Below are 13,939 nucleotides of genomic sequence, written 5' to 3'. Positions count from 1 at the left end.
AGCCCTAGGGTGGACGCATGGAAACGGGGACAATGGGCGAGACGGGCGGCCCCGCGTGGGTCGGGCTGCCGGGCGGGCTGCTCACTCTGCGGCGGACGCTGCTGGTGACATGGACGGTGCTGCTCGCCGTCGTGACCTCCGTCGTCACGGGGCTGACGCTCGGCCCGGTGTGGGCGGTCCTCGGGGTGTTCTGGCTGCTGGTCCTGGCCTGGGGCTGGGTGCTCCTCGGCCGGAACTGGCGCTCCTGGCGGTACGCCGAGCGCGCGGACGACCTGCTGATCAGCCGGGGCGTGCTCTGGCGGGAGGAGACCGTGGTCCCGTACGGGCGGATGCAGCTGGTCGAGGTCACCTCGGGCCCGCTGGAACGCCGCTTCGGCCTGGCCTCCGTACAGCTGCACACGGCCGCGGCCGCCAGCGACGCGAAGATCCCCGGGCTGGTGCCGGCCGAGGCGGAGCGGCTGCGCGACCGGCTGACCGCCCTCGGCGAGGCAAGGTCGGCGGGTCTGTGAGCCCCGGCCCGGAGGGCTTCGGCCCCCGCCCCGAGGGCGCTGCCGCGCCCGCCGCCGGCGGACCGGTGGAGCGCCGGCTGCACCCCTTCACCCCGCTGCGCCGCGCCTGGGTCCCGATCGCCGCGACCGTCGGCATCCTCGCCCAGCAGGGCGACCAGGCCGGGAGGTGGGTGGCCGACCTGTCCGCCCTGCTGCGGGTGGCGGCGCTGGCCGGCCTGGTCGTGGTCTTCGGCGCGTACGGCTTCCTCAGCTGGTGGTTCACCCACTACGCCATCACCGACACCGAACTGCGCATCCGCAGCGGGCTCCTCTTCCGGCGCACCGCGCACATCCGGCTCGACCGGCTCCAGGCCGTGGACGTCACCCGCCCCCTCCTGGCCCGGCTGACCGGTGTCGCGAGCCTGCGGCTCGACGTCATCGGCACCGAGGAGAAGGACCAGCTGTCCTTCCTCGGGGAGAAGGAGGCCGTTGCCCTGCGCGCCGAGCTCCTCGCCCGCGCGGCCGGTTTCGCCCCCGAGGAGGCGGTACGCCTGGGCGAGGCCCCCGAACGCGAACTGCTGCGGGTGACGCCGCGCGAGCTCGTCGTGTCGCTCCTGCTCAATCTGGGCGTGTGGGCCCTGCTGGTCCCCGGGCTGACCGTGCCGGTCGTCGTGTGGTGGCTCAGCTCCAGCCCGTGGGCCGCCCTCGTCTCCGTGCTCCCGATGCTCGGCGCGGTCTGGGCGGGTACCGTCGGCCGCTTCCTCACCGAGTACGACTGGCGGGTCGCCGAGTCCCCGGACGGGCTGCGCCTGGACCACGGCCTGCTGGACCGGGCGCACGAGACCGTGCCGCCCGGGCGCGTGCAGAACGTACGGATCGTGGAGCCGCTGCTGTGGCGGCGGCGCGGCCTGGTCCGCGTGGAGCTGAAGGTCGCGGGCTCGAACAACACGGTCCTGGTCCCGGTGGCCTCGCGGGAGGCCGCCTTCGCGGTCATCGCGCGGGTGCTGCCGGGGGTGGACCTGGCGGCCCTGTCCTTCTCCGGCTCCCCGCGGACCGGTTCCCGCTGGGTGGTCCCGGTGTGGTGGAAGGGCTACGCCCTGGCCGTGTCCCCGGAGGTGTTCGCCGCCCGGCACGGCCGCCTGTGCCGGCGTACGGAGATCGTCCCGCACGCCAAGGTGCAGAGCGTCCGCTTCACGCAGGGCCCGTGGGCCCGTGCCCGCGGCGTGGCCGACGTCCACGTGGACACCGGCGCGAACTGCACGGTCACGGCCCGGCTCCGCCCGGAGCCGGAGGCCGCGGCCCTGCTGCACGCCCAGGCCGCCCGCTCCCGGACCTCCCGGGCCTCGGCCCGCCCGGACCGCTGGATGACGCAACGGCCGTCGGCCCCGGAGCCGGGAGCGCCGGCGTGACGGGGATGTTCTAGCCGGCCCCGCCGCCCGCGCGGACCAGGCCCGTCTCGTAGGCGAGGACCACGACCTGGACCCGGTCGCGCAGCCCCAGCTTGGTCAGGATGCGGCCCACGTGGGTCTTCACCGTCGCCTCGGAGAGGACCAGCCGGGCCGCGATCTCGCCGTTCGACAGGCCCTGCGCCACGAGCAGCATGACCTCGCGCTCGCGTTCCGTCAGCCGCTCGATCTCCTTGTTCTGCGGCTCCTGCGTGGTCGTCGGCAGCATCGGGGCGAAGCGGTCCAGCAGGCGCCGCGTCGTCGACGGGGCGACCACCGCGTCCCCGCTGTGCACCGAGCGGATGGCCGCGAGCAGCTCGCCCGGCGGGACGTCCTTCAGCATGAAGCCGCTCGCGCCCGCCTTCAGGCCCGAGAAGGCGTACTCGTCCAGGTCGAAGGTGGTCAGGATGATCACCTTCGGGTGTTCCTCGGGCTCGCAGATGCGCCGGGTCGCCTCGACCCCGTCCAGCCGGGGCATGCGGACGTCCATCAGCACCACGTCCACCTTCGTGGACCGCAGCACCTCCAGCGCCTCCAGCCCGTCGCCGGCCTCTGCGACGACCTCCATGTCCGGCTGGGCGGCGAGCACCATACGGAAACCGGTGCGCAGCAGCACCTGGTCGTCGACCAGCATCACGCGGATGGACATCAGTTACCTCGTCCTCGTCATCTCTTCTTCAGGGGAAGCAGTGCGCTGATCCGGAAGCCGCCACCGGGCCGCGGCCCCGCGTCCAGGGTTCCGCCGACCATACCGATCCGCTCGCGCATGCCGATCAGCCCGTGCCCGGCGCCGTCGGCGCCGCCGTCCTGGTACAGCTCGTGGGCCGCGCCCCGCCCGTCGTCCTCGACGAGCAGGCCGAGCCCGTCGTCGAAGTAGACCAGCCGGACGCTGGCGCTGGCGTCCGGGCCGCCGTGCTTGCGGGTGTTGGTCAGGGCCTCCTGCACGATCCGGTACGCCGTCAGCTCGACCCCGCTGGGGAGCGGGCGCGGGGCGCCCTCGACCTCGAAGTCGACCGAGAGTCCTGCTGCCCGTACCTGCTCGACCAGGACCTCGATCTGCTCGACGTCGGGCTGGGGCACGTAGTCCTCGGACTCCTGCGGTTCGCCGGTGCGCAGGACGCCCAGCAGCCGCCGCATCTCGGCGAGGGCCTGGCGGCCGGTGCCGGAGATGGTCTGGAGTGCTTCCTTGGCCTGTTCGGGGGCCACGTCCATGACGTAGGCCGCCCCGTCCGCCTGGACCACCATCACCGAAACGTTGTGCGCGACGACGTCGTGCAGCTCGCGGGCGATCCGGGCCCGCTCGGCTGCCACCGCCACCTTGGCCTGGGCCTCGCGCTGGTTCTCCAGGCGCTGGTTGCGTTCGACGAGCTGGTCGTAGTAGGCCCGGCGGGTGCGCAGGGAGTCGCCGAGCACCCAGGCGAGGGCGAACGGGACGATCGCGAAGAGCACGAAGAGCAAGTTGTAGCGCAGGTTGCCCGTGTCCACCGCGAAGCGCACGGCGTACAGGGGGGAGGCGAGGAATCCGATGGCGAGCGCGGTACGGGACATCCGGCGCGAGACCTCGGAGGAGGCCCCGACCGTGTAGAGGATGATCAGCATCGCGAGGTCGGCGTAGTTCGCCTCGGTGTGGGTGATCAGCTGGTAGGCGCCGGTGCCGACGGCCAGCCAGAACATCTGCTGCGTCCACTTGCGGCGCAGGGCCACCACGACGCTCATCGCCACCACCGCGGGGACGGCGAGCAGCCGTGCGGTGGTGCTGTGGGAACTGTCGTCGGCGACCTCCAGCATCCCGATCCCGAAGAGGAGGACAGCCCAGAAGCTGTCGACGCCCGTCGGGTGTCTGCGGAGGAAGTCGTAGAGGCGCTGCACGTAACCCAGAGTAGGGAACGCAGATAGGTGCTGGAGTCAACCAGAGGTCCGAACCTGGCCCCGGGCGCGTACTCCCCAAGGTGGACGGAAGCATAGCCTTTGTCCGGTGAGCGCTCAGGGTGAAGGTGTGGATCCGGTCCGGTGGCGCACGGCGATGGACGCCGCGCTGTACGGGCCGGGGGGCTTCTACGTGCGGCCGGGGGGGCCGGGGCCCGCCGGGCACTTCCGTACCTCGGTGCACGCCTCGCCGCTGTACGCGGGGGCCGTGGCCCGTCTCCTGGAGTGGGTGGACGCCGAGCTCGGGCATCCGGCGGAGCTGGACCTGGTGGACATGGGGGCCGGGCGGGGGGAGCTGCTGGCCGGGGTGCTCGCCGCGCTGGAGCCGGGGACGGCGGCGCGGGTGCGCCCGTACGCCGTGGAACGGGCCGGGCGGCCGGCCGGGCTCGACCCGCGGATCCGCTGGGTCGCGGCCCCGCCCGACGGGGCGGTGGGGCTGCTCTTCGCCAACGAGTGGCTGGACAACGTGCCCCTGGACATCGCCGAGGACGGGCGCTACGTCCTGGTCGCGCCGGACGGTACGGAGAGCGCGGGCGGCCCGCTGGACGGCGCGGACCGGGCCTGGCTGGAGCGGTGGTGGCCGGGCGGCGGCCGTGCGGAGATCGGCCGGGCCCGTGACGAGGCCTGGGCGGCGGTCAGGGCGACCCTGGAGCGGGGCCTGGCGGTGGCGGTGGACTATGTGCACACCCGGGACGCGCGGCCCCCGTACGGCACCCTGACGGGTTTTCGCGCGGGGCGGGAGGTCCCGCCGGTCCCGGACGGCTCGTGCGATGTGACCGCGCACGTGGCCCTGGACTCCTGCGCCGGGCCGGGGTCGGTCCTGGTGACCCAGCGCGAGGCGCTGGCCGCCCTCGGTGTCTCGGGTGCCCGGCCCCCGCTGGCGCTGGCCGGGACCGACCCGGTGGCCTACGTACGGGCCCTGTCCGCGGCCGGTGAGGCGGCCGAGCTGACGGACCGCGCCGGGCTGGGGGCGTTCGGCTGGCTGGTGCAGCCGGTCGGGGTCCCGGCCCCCGAGTGGCCGGGCGCGCCGGCGGCGCGCTGACCCGCGGACAGCGCGGAGGGCCGGGATCCAGTGGCGGATCCCGGCCCTCGTCACCACGTGCGCGCGCTCACGCGCTCACACATGCTCGCGCTCGTGCGGTTACTGCGTGACCTCGTCGTGGCCCTGGTGCAGGCCGCCGCCGCTGCCCGAGCCGCCGGTGGGCTGCGAGACGACCGGCTTCGACAGCGGGGCCAGGTCGTGCGCGTAGTGGCCGACCGCGTCCGCGATGACGTCGACGTTGATGTCGAGCGCCTTCTGGTCGATGTTGGTGATGTCGTCACCCTTGCCGTGGTAGTTCACGTCGTAGGCGACGCCCGCCTGGCCGCCGAACTTCGCGGCCTGCTCAGGGGTCTTGATGCCCTCGGCGCCGGTGAAAGTACCGCCGGAGGGGATGCCGACCTCGATGAACGGGCCGTAGTCCGAGCGGCCCGAGAAGTCCGTGCCCTCGTGCGGGATCTTCTTGGAGTCGAGGAAGTCGGTGATCCCCTTCTCCAGCTGGGCGGAGCCCGCCGGGCCGGGGCCCGCGCCGGTCGCGTCCGAGTCGTCGCCGTCGTAGACGAAGTAGGCGGCGTTCGGCGAGGCGATCATGTCGAAGTTCAGGTACAGCTTGATCTGCTTCTTCTGGGCGTCCGTCAGACCGGCCACGTACGCCTCGGAGCCGAGCAGGCCGAACTCCTCCGCCGACCACCAGGCGAACTTGACCTTGTTCTTGACCTTCTTCTGCTCGCTCGCGAGCCGCTGGGCGACCTGGAGGATGCCCGCCGAGCCGGAGCCGTTGTCGTTGATGCCCGGGCCGGCCGCGACCGAGTCGAGGTGCGCGCCGAGGAAGACGGTGTTGTTCTCGTCGCCGCCCTTGGTCTCGGCGATGACGTTGAACGTCTTGCGGTTCTCGCGCAGCTCGCGGATGTCGAGGGTGACCTCGACGGGACCGGCGGCGGCCTCGGCGGCGAGCTTCTCGCCGTCCTCCTGGGTGATGCCGCCCGTCGGGACCTTGCCCGCGGCCGGGTCGCCGATGGTGCCGTTCAGGGCGCCCGCGGTGTTGTTGTAGATGATCGCGCCGACCGCGCCGGCGGTCGCCGCGTTCTGCTGCTTCACCGCGAAGGTGCAGCCGCCGCGCTTGATCAGGGCGATCTTGCCGGTGAAGGTGCCGGAGGCGAAGTCGCCGGGCTCGCAGCCGTTGGTCCCGTCCGCGTCGACCGGGGCGACGGCGACCGGGGCCGTCACACCGCCCTCCGGGGAGTTCGCCGTGTAGGTCATCAGGTGGATCGGCACGTCGCGCTCGTTCGCGCCGCCGACCGTGAGCTTCTCCTCGATGGTCTCGACGTAGACGAAGTCGAACTCGTTGCGGGTGACCTGGTATCCGGCCGCCTTCAACACGGCCTCGATGTACTTGGCCGACTGCTCGTGGCCCTTGGAACCGGCCGCACGGTTGCCGTTGTTGTAGTCGGCGAGCGACTGCAGCACCTTGAGGTGGTTGTTGGCGCCCTTGCCGGTCGCCTCCTTGACCAGCTTCTTGGCGAGCGCGTCACCCCGGGCGGCGTCGCTCTGCGGGCTCCCGGTGGCACCGGCGGGTCCGGCCAGCAGCAGGGGCGAGACGAGGGCCGCGGCTGCCAGGGCGGCGGTTGCTGCGGCTATACGGCGTGAGGGCATGAAGGTCCTTCCACGACAAAGACGAGCAGGGCAGGGCGGAACAGGGCACAGCGGGGCGGAGCATGGCGGATCCGGTGGTGCGGGTACGCAGAAGTGGTGCGCGTTACGTGGGGGATCGGTGGACGCACGTTAGACAGCAAGTGGCCACCATGGCCAGAGTTTTCGCTGATTCCGGTTTATGAATTCCGTATATCGGTGAATACGGGCCGTCTGATTCCGGCCAGCCGTCCGCCGTCCCGAACCGGCGTCCGGAGCTAGCGGAGGATGCCCTCGATGAAGTCCGAACCAATCCGGGCGACCGCCGACAGGTCCAACTGGTGCTGGACGTACCGTCCCTGACGCCGCGTGTGCATCAGGCCGGCCTTCTTCAGGACGGCCAGGTGCCGCGACACCTCCGGCGCGGTGATCCCGTACACGGTCGCCAGTTCGCTCGTCGTGTACGGGGCCCGGGCCAGGCTCCGGCACAGCAGCATCCGCATGGGATGCGCCAGCGCCTCCATCCGCAGCTGGAGCAGCTCCACCGAGCCCGGCGCGGAGGCCAGTTCGGGGGAGCCGAGCGGATAGTGGACCACCGGGCGCCAGCCCGGAGCGTGCAGCACCAGCAGATGCGGCCAGCCGAAGTTGGTCGGCACGAACACCAGGCCGGCGCCTATTCGGTGGTCGGTGGCCGTGGTGGACCCGTGGACCATCTTGTCGGCGGTGATCGTCGTGCCGCGCTCGTCGATGCTCAGGGCCGCCGAGACCTCCTTCAGCGCGGTCGGCAGCCCCTTGCGGCGCAGCACCTCGGTCTTGTGCCGGGCGTCGGCGCTCTGGCCGGGCTCGATGCGCTTCCACGTCTCGGCGAAGAACGCCTCGTCGCAGTCCTCCAGCAGGCGCCGCATCCACACCCGTACGGCGGCGGTGTCGTCGAGCAGCCGTACCGAGAAGTCCAGCTGGCGCGGGCCGCGGGCGGCGGCCGTCTCCAGCGCCTTGGCCCGCGCCGCCGGGTTCGCCAGCGGTGAGGTGGACGGGCCGCCTTCGTTGTAGAGCGCCAGCCAGCAGTGCTCCATGGCGGCATGCACGAACCGCTCGTCGTCCAGCCGGTCGAGTACGTCCAGCTCCTCGGCCAGCGTCGCGGCCGGCTGCCCGGTACCGCCGGTGATCCCGGCGAAGGCCATGAAGATGTCGGAGAAGGAACTCCGCCACATGAAGTCGGCCTCCAGCAGCCGGTCCGCGAGGCACGGATCGAGCGAGGCGGCGGTGGCGGTGGTCCAGGAGGCCAGCCCGGGGTGGTGCGCGGGCTGGGAGAGCGCGTGCAGGGACATGCAGAGCTCCGCGAGCGGGGAGGGCGCGAAAGTGATCCGCTCGGTGGGCAGGCCTGCGATGTCGATGGTGACGCTCATCTGGCCATTCTGACGGTCCGCGCAGGTCGGGGAGGTCGGCGAGGTCCGTTCGGGGCCGCCGGACGAGTGATCGTCAGGGGCCCGGCGCGGCGGCCGGACGAGTGATCATCCGCCACCCGGGGGCGCTTTCGCGCCGTGGATTGACGGGGAACGTCAACTGTCGTGCGGGATGCCGCCGACGGGGTGAGGCTGGGGTCATGACCGCCATCGAGCAGTACCTCCTCGACACCTACCGGGCCTCCCAGCAGGGCGCCCCGATGCCCCCGCCGCCCGGCCGCGACGACGTCGCCGTCCTGCGCTCGGCCCGCACCTACGCGCAGGCCCGCGCCGTCATGGACGGCAGCTCGGGCCGCCACCCCTGGCGTGCGGCCCTGCGCCGGATCCTGGTCCGCCCGCGGCCGTGCTGACCCGGCGCGGGCCGCGGGACGCGGGCGGGACGCGCACCGCCCGTGCCGCACTTCCCGCCCGCCCCGCTCGTCCTGCCCGGCGCCGGTCTACTCGAAGTTGGGCGCGTTGCGCTGGTACACCAGCCGCAGCCCGATCAGCGTCAGCCACGGCTCGTGGTCGTCGATCACCGAGGACTCGCCCAGCACCATCGGAGCCAGTCCGCCGGTGGCGATGACCCGGACGTCGTCCGGGTCGCCGTGCGGTCCGGCCAGCTCCTTCGCCATCCGGGTCACGACCCCGTCGACCTGCCCCGCGAAGCCGTAGACCACACCCGACTGCATCGCCTCGACCGTGGACTTCCCGATCACGTTCCGCGGCCGCGCCAGCTCGATCTTCCGCAGCTGGGCACCCCGTACGCCGAGCGCCTCCATGGAGATCTCGATGCCCGGGGAGATCACCCCGCCCACGTACTCGCCCTTCGCGGACACCGCGTCGAAGGTGGTCGCCGTACCGAAGTCGACCACGATCGCCGGGCCCCCGTAGAGCTCGACCGCCGCGACCGCGTTGATGATGCGGTCCGCGCCGACCTCCTTCGGGTTGTCCATCAGGATCGGCACGCCCGTCTTGATCCCGGGCTCCACCAGCACCGCCGGCACGTCGCCGTAGTAGCGCCGGGTGACCTCGCGCAGCTCGTGCAGGACCGACGGCACCGTCGAGCAGATCGCGATGCCGTGGATCCCGTCGCCCAGCTCGGTGCCGAGCATCGGGTGCATGCCCATGAGGCCCTGCATCAGCACGGCCATCTCGTCGGCCGTGCGCCGCGGGTCGGTCGAGATGCGCCAGTGCTCGACGATCTCGTCACCGTCGAACAGGCCCAGGACCGTGTGGGTGTTGCCTACGTCGATGGTGAGGAGCACGGGTTACACCGCCTCGCGCAGATCGAGCCCGATGTCCAGGATCGGCGAGGAGTGGGTCAGCGCGCCGACGGCCAGGTAGTCCACGCCGGTCTCCGCGTACGCGCGCGCCGAGTCCAGGGTGAGGCGGCCCGAGGACTCCAGCACCGCACGGCCGGCGACCAGGGCCACGGCCCGCGCGGTCTGCTCGACGGTGAAGTTGTCGAGCAGGATCAGGTCGGCGCCGGCCTCCAGGACCTCGCCGATCTGCTCCAGCGTGTCGACCTCGACCTCGATGGGGACCTCGGGGAACGCCTCGCGCACGGCCTTGAAGGCCTGCGCGACGCCGCCCGCCGCCACCACGTGGTTGTCCTTGACCAGTGCGGCGTCCGACAGCGACATCCGGTGGTTGACGCCACCGCCGCAGCGCACCGCGTACTTCTCCAGCGAGCGCAGGCCCGGCGTGGTCTTGCGGGTGTCGCGGACCTTCGCCGCGGTGCCCTCCAGCACGTCGGCCCAGCGGCGGGTGGCCGTCGCGATGCCCGACAGCCGGCACATGATGTTCAGCGCGCTGCGCTCCGCCGTGAGCAGGTCGCGGGTGCGCGAGCGCACGGACAGCAGCAGCTGGCCGGCGGTGACGGCGTCGCCGTCCTCCGCGTGCCGCTCCACCTCGAAGGCCTCGGTGCAGACCACGGAGAACACGGCCTCGGCGATGCGCAGACCGGCCACGACGCCGTCCTCGCGCGCGACGAAGTCGGCGACGGCCTCGGCCTCCTCCGGCACGGTCGCGACGGTCGTCACGTCCACGCCGCCGTCCAGGTCCTCGGACAGTGCCATGTGCGCGATGTCCTCGACCTCGATCGGGTCCAGGCCCGCGTCCGCCAGCAGCTGGGCGAGCGCCGGGTCGAGGCCGCTCTCCTCGCCGTCGCCGCAGGCGCAGTCGTCGCCGCAGCCGCCGTCGTTCTGGTCGATCAGGGGAAGTTCGGGGGTGCTCACGGTCACTGCTCCAGGCTCGGGGTGCTCAGGGGGTGCACGGACGGGAAGTCCGCGGAGTCGGTGGGTACGACGACCAGGGCGCGCTTCTCGGTCGCGGAGAGCCGGACGACGAGGTGGCGGCGCCAGTGCGCATCGTCCCGCTCGGGATGGTCCTCGCGCCAGTGGCAGCCGCGGGTCTCCACGCGCCGCTGTGCGGCGGCGACCAGGACCCGTGCCACGCACAGGAGGTTCGTGGCCTCCCAGGTGTCCACGCCCGGCTCGGCGGTCTTGCCGTGCGCCTCGAGATCGTTCAGGGCGGTGGCGTAGAGCGCTTCGAGGGCCTCGGCGGCGGTGCTCAGCGATGCGGCGGAGCGGAGCACGCCCGCGCCGTCCGTCATGATCCGCTGGACCTCGTACCGGGCGCCGGCGGGCTGGAGCGGGCCGGTCGCGGGGACCGGTATGCCCGGGCCGCTGCCGGCGGGCCGGGCGGCGACGATGTCCTCGGCGATCCGCTCGGCGAAGACCAGGCCCTCCAGCAGGGAGTTGGAGGCCAGCCGGTTCGCGCCGTGCACACCGGTGCAGGCGACCTCGCCGCAGGCGTACAGGCCGGGGACGGTGGTCCGCCCGTGCAGGTCGGTGCGGACGCCGCCGGACGCGTAGTGCGCGGCGGGCGCGACCGGGATCGGCTCGGTCACCGGGTCGATGCCGTGGGAGCGGCAGGCGGCCAGGATGGTCGGGAAGCGCTGCTCCCACATCTGCGCGCCGAAGTGCCGGGCGTCGAGGTACATGTGCTGCGCGCCCTGCTCCTGCATGCGGCGCATGATGCCCTTGGCGACGATGTCGCGGGGCGCCAGCTCGGCGAGCTCGTGCTGCCCCTGCATGAAGCGCACGCCGTCCGCGTCGACGAGGTACGCGCCCTCGCCGCGGACCGCCTCCGACACCAGCGGCTGCTGCCCCTCGGCGTCCGGGCCGAGGAAGAGCACCGTCGGGTGGAACTGCACGAACTCGAGGTCGGAGACCTCGGCGCCGGCCCGCAGCGCGAGCGCCACGCCGTCGCCGGTGGACACCGACGGGTTGGTGGTGGCGGAGAAGACCTGGCCCATGCCGCCGGTCGCGAGGATCACGGCGGGCGCGTGGACGGCGCCCACCCCGTCGTGCTGGCCCTCGCCCATGACGTGCAGGGTGACACCGGCCGTACGGCCCTGCGCGTCCTGGAGCAGGTCCAGTACGAGGGCGTTCTCCACGGTCTCGATGCCCGCGTCGTGCACGGCCTCGACGAGCGCCCGGGAGATCTCGGCGCCGGTGGCGTCGCCGCCCGCGTGCGCGATCCGGCGGCGGTGGTGGCCGCCCTCGCGGGTCAGTTCTATCTCGCCGGTCTCCGTGGAGGTGTCGAAGACGGCGCCGGTGGCCATCAGCCGCCGTACCGCGTCCGGGCCCTCGGTGACGAGGAGCCGTACGGCCTCCTCGTCGCACAGGCCCGCACCCGCGACCAGGGTGTCGTCGAGGTGCTGCTCCGGGGTGTCGCCCTCGCCGAGGGCCGCGGCGATGCCGCCCTGGGCCCAGCGGGTGGAGCCGTCGTCGAGCCGGGCCTTGGTGACCACGACGGTACGGCGGCCCCCGGCGGCGCAGCGCAGCGCCGCGGTCAGGCCCGCCACGCCGGAACCGACGACGACGACATCGGCGTCGAGGGACCAGCCGGGGGCCGGCGCGTGCAGCCGTATGCCGGTGCCCGCGGCCGTGTCTGCGCCGCCGCTGCCTGCGGGGCCTCTGCCCGGTGTGCTCACGAGTGTGCTCCGAATTCCAATGGGATGTTGTCGATCAGCCGGGTCGAGCCCACCTTCGCGGCGACGGCCAGCACGGCCTGCCCGGTGAAGTCCTGACCGGTCTCGGTGAAGTCCAGCGGGTCCACCAGCGCCAGGTAGTCCAGCACGAGCGGCGGCTCGTGGCGGCCCGCCTCCTCCAGGACGTGGAGCGCGGCGGCCCGTACGGCGTCCGGCAGTCCGGCGCCCGCCGCCGAGACGGCGTGCGCGTCGGCGGAGGCGCGGATCTCGCCGAGGCGGGCCAGGGCGGTGGCCCGCTCGTCGCTGGCCGGGGAGGCCTCGGCGCGGGCGCGCAGGGCCGCCTGCGCGGCGAGCCGGTCGCGCCCGGCGAACAGGGCGCGCGACAGGGCCAGGGCGGTGTGCCGTTCGGCGGCCGAGAGGTAGCGGTTGCGGGACGACAGCGCGAGCCCGTCCTCCTCGCGGACGGTCGGTACGCCGACCACCTCGACGGGGAAGTTCAGGTCGGTCACCATCCGCCGGATCAGGGCCAGTTGCTGCGCGTCCTTCTGGCCGAAGAGGGCCAGGTCGGGGCGGGTGAGGTGGAGCAGCTTGGCGACGACGGTCAGCATCCCGTCGAAGTGGCCGGGGCGGGTGGCCCCTTCGAGGCGCTCGCCCATCGGGCCGGCGGTGATCCGCACCTGCGGGTCGCCGCCCGGGTAGACCTCGTCGGCGGCGGGGGCGAACACCGCGTCGGCGCCCGCCCCTTCGGCGACCGCCAGGTCGGCGTCGAGGGTGCGGGGGTAGCGGTCGAGGTCCTCGCCCGCCCCGAACTGCAGCGGGTTGACGAAGACGGTGACGACGACCTGGCCGCCCGGTCCGGCCTGCTCGCGGGCCGTACGGATCAAGGTGGCGTGGCCCTCGTGGAGGGCGCCCATGGTCATCACCACGGCCCGGCGGCCGGTGCGCGGGAGCTGGTGCAGCTCCTCGGCGGTGTGCAGCAGCAGGTCGGTCACTGGTCGCCCCCGTCGGACTCCGTGTCGGCGAGCACACCGAGCAGGTCCTCGGCGAGTTCGGGCTTGAGCAGACCGTGCGCGAGGGCCCGGTCCGCGGTGGCGCGGGCCATCGCCAGGTATCCGGCGACGGCGGCGGGCGCGTGCCGGCGCAGCTCCGAGACGTGCGCGGCGACCGTCCCGGCGTCGCCGCGGGCCACCGGCCCGGTCAGGGCGGCGTCGCCGGAGCGCAGGGCGTTGTCGAGGGCGGCGCCGAGCAGCGGGCCGAGCATCCGGTCGGGGTGTTCCACCCCGGCCTCGGCCAGCAGCTCCATGGACTGGGCGACGAGGGTGACCAGGTGGTTCGCGCCGAGGGCGAGGGCCGCGTGGTAGAGCGGGCGGTTCTCCTCCGCGATCCATTCGGGTTCCCCGCCCATCTCGATGACCAGGGCCTCGGCGGCCAGGCGCAGCTCGTCGGGGGCGGTGACGCCGAAGGAGCAGCCGGCGAGCCGCTGCACGTCGACCTCGGTACCGGTGAAGGTCATCGCCGGGTGCAGGGCCAGTGGCAGGGCGCCCGCGCGGCGCGCCGGGTCGAGCACGGCGGTCCCGTACCGGCCGGAGGTGTGCACGAGGAGCTGTCCGGGCCGGATCGCACCGGTCTCGGCGAGGCCCTCCACGAGGGACGGCAGTGCGTCGTCGGGGACGGTGAGCAGCACCAGGTCGGCCAGCTCCAGCACCTGCGCGGGCGGCACGAGCGGCACGTCGGGCAGCATCCGGGCGGCGCGGCGCACGGAGGTGTCGGAGACCCCGGAGACGGCGACGGGGCGGTGTCCGGCCTGCTGGAGCGCGCGCGCCAGGGCGGGACCGACGCGGCCGGCTCCGACGACGCCTACGGCGAGCCGGGCAGGGCGTGGCGGCTGTGATGGATTCACGCGGGGAGGGCCCTTCCGTTCCAGTCCGCGGGGGGTACCGGACGATACGTCGCCATGCTAGCTCCTGGGG

Annotated in this window: 13 protein-coding genes; 4 read left to right on the top strand and 9 right to left on the bottom strand. The window is 73.4% G+C overall.

The genetic code is table 11. From position 1 onward, the window contains the following. The first annotated feature begins 17 nt into the window (after positions 1-17). Both B6R96_RS16340 and B6R96_RS16335 read left to right on the top strand, forming a co-directional pair. Positions 18-509: a PH domain-containing protein gene (locus B6R96_RS16340; protein ID WP_081522792.1), complete on the top strand. Its 492-nt coding sequence runs from the start codon at positions 18-20 to the stop codon at positions 507-509. Next, positions 506-1,897, top strand: a complete 1,392-nt coding sequence (locus B6R96_RS16335; protein ID WP_081522791.1) for a PH domain-containing protein — start codon at positions 506-508, stop codon at positions 1,895-1,897. The genes B6R96_RS16340 and B6R96_RS16335 overlap by 4 nt, the downstream gene beginning before the upstream one ends. Before the next feature lie 10 nt (positions 1,898-1,907). On the opposite strand, the gene B6R96_RS16330 is transcribed toward B6R96_RS16335, so the two are convergent. Continuing rightward, entirely contained in the window at positions 1,908-2,582 is a 675-nt protein-coding gene (locus B6R96_RS16330) for a response regulator (RefSeq protein ID WP_030389710.1), read from the bottom strand. A gap of 17 nt (positions 2,583-2,599) precedes the next feature. Beyond that, positions 2,600-3,802 (bottom strand): sensor histidine kinase, encoded by a 1,203-nt coding sequence (locus B6R96_RS16325; protein WP_081522790.1) that lies wholly within the window; start codon positions 3,800-3,802, stop codon positions 2,600-2,602. 154 nt (positions 3,803-3,956) lie between these two features. Between B6R96_RS16325 and B6R96_RS16320 the strand changes: the two genes are divergently transcribed. Continuing rightward, positions 3,957-4,901 carry an SAM-dependent methyltransferase gene (locus tag B6R96_RS16320; RefSeq protein ID WP_081525129.1) on the top strand — a complete coding sequence of 315 codons (945 nt, stop codon included), beginning with the start codon at positions 3,957-3,959 and terminating at the stop codon, positions 4,899-4,901. 99 nt (positions 4,902-5,000) lie between these two features. Here B6R96_RS16320 and B6R96_RS16315 read toward each other — a convergent pair whose 3' ends face one another. Next, positions 5,001-6,551 (bottom strand): M28 family metallopeptidase, encoded by a 1,551-nt coding sequence (locus tag B6R96_RS16315; RefSeq protein WP_081522789.1) that lies wholly within the window; start codon positions 6,549-6,551, stop codon positions 5,001-5,003. Positions 6,552-6,805: 254 nt separating this feature from the next. Continuing rightward, positions 6,806-7,933, bottom strand: coding sequence for a DUF5937 family protein (locus B6R96_RS16310; RefSeq protein WP_030389714.1), 1,128 nt, complete (start codon positions 7,931-7,933; stop codon positions 6,806-6,808). A 197-nt stretch (positions 7,934-8,130) separates the two neighbouring features. Here B6R96_RS16310 and B6R96_RS16305 point away from each other — a divergent pair, with 197 nt between their 5' ends. Further along, entirely contained in the window at positions 8,131-8,340 is a 210-nt protein-coding gene (locus tag B6R96_RS16305; protein ID WP_030389715.1) for a hypothetical protein, read from the top strand. 87 nt (positions 8,341-8,427) lie between these two features. Here B6R96_RS16305 and B6R96_RS16300 read toward each other — a convergent pair whose 3' ends face one another. From B6R96_RS16300 to B6R96_RS16280, 5 genes are read right to left on the bottom strand one after another with little or no spacing between them, the layout of a single operon-like run. Next, entirely contained in the window at positions 8,428-9,237 is an 810-nt protein-coding gene (locus tag B6R96_RS16300; RefSeq protein WP_030389716.1) for a type III pantothenate kinase, read from the bottom strand. A 3-nt stretch (positions 9,238-9,240) separates the two neighbouring features. After that, positions 9,241-10,209 (bottom strand): carboxylating nicotinate-nucleotide diphosphorylase, encoded by a 969-nt coding sequence (gene nadC, locus B6R96_RS16295; protein ID WP_081522788.1) that lies wholly within the window; start codon positions 10,207-10,209, stop codon positions 9,241-9,243. Positions 10,210-10,211: 2 nt separating this feature from the next. Next, a complete protein-coding gene (locus B6R96_RS16290) occupies positions 10,212-11,972 on the bottom strand; it encodes an L-aspartate oxidase (RefSeq protein ID WP_030389718.1) in 1,761 nt (586 codons plus the stop codon). After that, positions 11,969-12,961 carry a pantoate--beta-alanine ligase gene (panC, locus tag B6R96_RS16285; protein ID WP_053175653.1) on the bottom strand — a complete coding sequence of 331 codons (993 nt, stop codon included), beginning with the start codon at positions 12,959-12,961 and terminating at the stop codon, positions 11,969-11,971. The genes B6R96_RS16290 and panC overlap by 4 nt, the downstream gene beginning before the upstream one ends. Continuing rightward, on the bottom strand, positions 12,958-13,869 hold the full coding sequence (locus B6R96_RS16280) for a Rossmann-like and DUF2520 domain-containing protein (protein ID WP_053704143.1): 912 nt from the start codon (positions 13,867-13,869) through the stop codon (positions 12,958-12,960). The genes panC and B6R96_RS16280 overlap by 4 nt, the downstream gene beginning before the upstream one ends. Positions 13,870-13,939 lie beyond the last annotated feature (70 nt).

This window comes from Streptomyces sp. Sge12, from assembly GCF_002080455.1.
In the GTDB taxonomy this organism is placed as follows: Bacteria; Actinomycetota; Actinomycetes; order Streptomycetales; family Streptomycetaceae; genus Streptomyces.
This window is presented reverse-complemented; position numbering and strand designations above follow the sequence as displayed.

Coding starts and splice junctions, on each gene's coding strand:
- B6R96_RS16320 (WP_081525129.1), top strand. CDS start 3,957: ATGGACGCCGCGCTGTACGGGCCGGGGGGCTTCTACGTGCGGCCGGGG.
- B6R96_RS16330 (WP_030389710.1), bottom strand. CDS start 2,582: ATGTCCATCCGCGTGATGCTGGTCGACGACCAGGTGCTGCTGCGCACC.
- B6R96_RS16315 (WP_081522789.1), bottom strand. CDS start 6,551: ATGCCCTCACGCCGTATAGCCGCAGCAACCGCCGCCCTGGCAGCCGCG.
- B6R96_RS16305 (WP_030389715.1), top strand. CDS start 8,131: ATGACCGCCATCGAGCAGTACCTCCTCGACACCTACCGGGCCTCCCAG.
- B6R96_RS16340 (WP_081522792.1), top strand. CDS start 18: ATGGAAACGGGGACAATGGGCGAGACGGGCGGCCCCGCGTGGGTCGGG.
- B6R96_RS16310 (WP_030389714.1), bottom strand. CDS start 7,933: ATGAGCGTCACCATCGACATCGCAGGCCTGCCCACCGAGCGGATCACT.